Source organism: Stieleria sp., from assembly GCF_041595215.1.
GTDB lineage: Bacteria > Planctomycetota > Planctomycetia > Pirellulales > Pirellulaceae > Stieleria > Stieleria magnilauensis.
Genome location: NZ_JBFHKV010001417.1, coordinates 1 through 1,759, shown reverse-complemented (window position 1 = coordinate 1,759; position 1,759 = coordinate 1). Strand labels below are relative to the sequence as shown.

General features: G+C 60.5%; 3 protein-coding genes. All 3 read right to left on the bottom strand.

The genetic code is table 11. From position 1 onward, the window contains the following. Nucleotides 1-738: redoxin domain-containing protein (locus ABX749_RS31755; RefSeq protein ID WP_372899567.1), on the bottom strand; the 738-nt coding region annotated here is incomplete at its 3' end. 70 nt (nt 739-808) lie between these two features. Next, complete coding sequence (locus ABX749_RS31750) at nt 809-1,222, bottom strand: hypothetical protein (protein WP_372899566.1); 414 nt, start codon at nt 1,220-1,222, stop codon at nt 809-811. A gap of 107 nt (nt 1,223-1,329) precedes the next feature. Then, the coding region (locus ABX749_RS31745; RefSeq protein WP_372899565.1) for an aldo/keto reductase at nt 1,330-1,759 on the bottom strand (430 nt) is incomplete at its 5' end.

Here is a 1,759-nt window from a genome sequence, read left to right as displayed (position 1 = left end):
GCGTTTCTGGTCGATGACTTCCAAAATCATCTGCCCCCAACCGACCACTTCGTCGTAGTCCGTCAGGGCCATCGGCGCGATCTCACCGCCGCGGTGACATTCCACGCAGTGTTCGTTCAGGATCGATGCGATGTCGGCGTTGAAGGTCACCGGTTCCGAAGGGGAATCCTTCGTCGCATGTTTCGCGGTGCGTGTAATCAAGCAACCGACGCTGGTGGTCTTGGGCGTTGGGATCGGATGGCCCGACAACAGGGATTCGAGGGCATCGTGTAGATCGTTCTGCGTCGGCCGGGCTCGCGAGACGCCTGGTTCGTATTGATCGTCGATGCGTCCTTGGTAAACGATCTTGCCACCGGCATCGACCACAAACACTTCGGGGGTGCGTGTCGCACCAAAGGCGTCGGCGATCGATTGATCGGCATCTTTGACCATCGGAAACTCGATCGCGTACTGCTTTGCATAGGCATCGATTTCCGCAGGGGAATCTTGCACGTTGCTGTTGACGCCGAAGAACGCGACGCCTCGGTCGGCATGCCGATCAGCCATTCGCTGCAGACGGGGGCCATACAGTCGAGCCAGCGGGCATTCTGTCCCCAGGAAACAAACCACGTGGACTGCAGAATCGTCCAGCGAGATCACTCGCCCGTCCGTCCCGCGAAAGGGCAGCTGCTGCAGCGCAACGGCGTCCGCGGCGAAACCGTTTGCCGCGGAAAGGCACACCAGCAAACTAACGACCATTGAAATTCGCTGCATCGCGGTGTTCATGATTAGAGGTCTGCCATCTGTCGATCCGAGGGAGCATGCCCTGTCACGGAGCCGCATTCGAATCCGACTGGTCGGAGCGGCTCGATTCCGCGATCACTCTCGCGGCTTGTTCGGCTGCCATTGCTTGTTGCCGGGCACGTTCGGCCGCAAGTTTAGCGTGCATCACTCGCATTTGAAACAGAAAGCCGCCGCAGAGGATCAGGCAGACGGTGATGCCGGCGACCGCGCGCTTGCGGTAGCCCCGACCGCCGATCAACGTGACGACGAAAAACGACAGCGCGATTAGCAAGAATCCGAGCGGCGGCAGGTTTGGAAGGAACATCGCGACAAACCCGAACGAGGTGAACGCGAGACCGGCCCAAAAGCAGATCTTTCCAAACCCACCCGTCTGGCCATCGACGCGGACTTGCGATTCAGTTTCCGGCGGTGACTGATAAGGGTTCGCACGGGTGCTCATTGGATCACTCAAGTGGCGTACGCTTCCAGCTTGCGTTCGGGGGGCTCTCACAGTATCGCAAGCTGGAAGCTTGTGCCACGGTATCGCAAGCTGGAAGCTTACGCCACTTAATGGTACCTCGAATTGTCGCCGCCGTCCCACAGGTCGGGGTTGCTGCCCAGGGCGGCTTTCAGTTCATCGGTTGCCGCGTCCAAGGCGGCGACTGTGTCGGCGGACAGTGAGCGTTCAAGGAAATCGACGTTCTGTCGTAGCTGATCGGTGTTGCGGGCACCGGCGATCACGCTGACCACGCCGGGTTTGGAGAGCGTCCACGTCAAGGCGAGCTCTGCCATGCTGCAGCCGACCGAAGCAGCGATTTCGCGGATCCGATCCAGCGCCGCAAACGTCTCGGATTCGCATCCGGGTTCTCCATGTCGCGCCAGTGGCCGGTCGGTCGTGAAGTGTCGCGAACGGGCTCGCCCGTCGGGAACCTCGGCGGCCGATTTGAATTTGTCCGCGAGCATGCCGTGCATCAACGGGCTGTAGACCAGGATCCCG

Coding starts and splice junctions, on each gene's coding strand:
- ABX749_RS31750 (WP_372899566.1), bottom strand. CDS start 1,222: ATGAGCACCCGTGCGAACCCTTATCAGTCACCGCCGGAAACTGAATCG.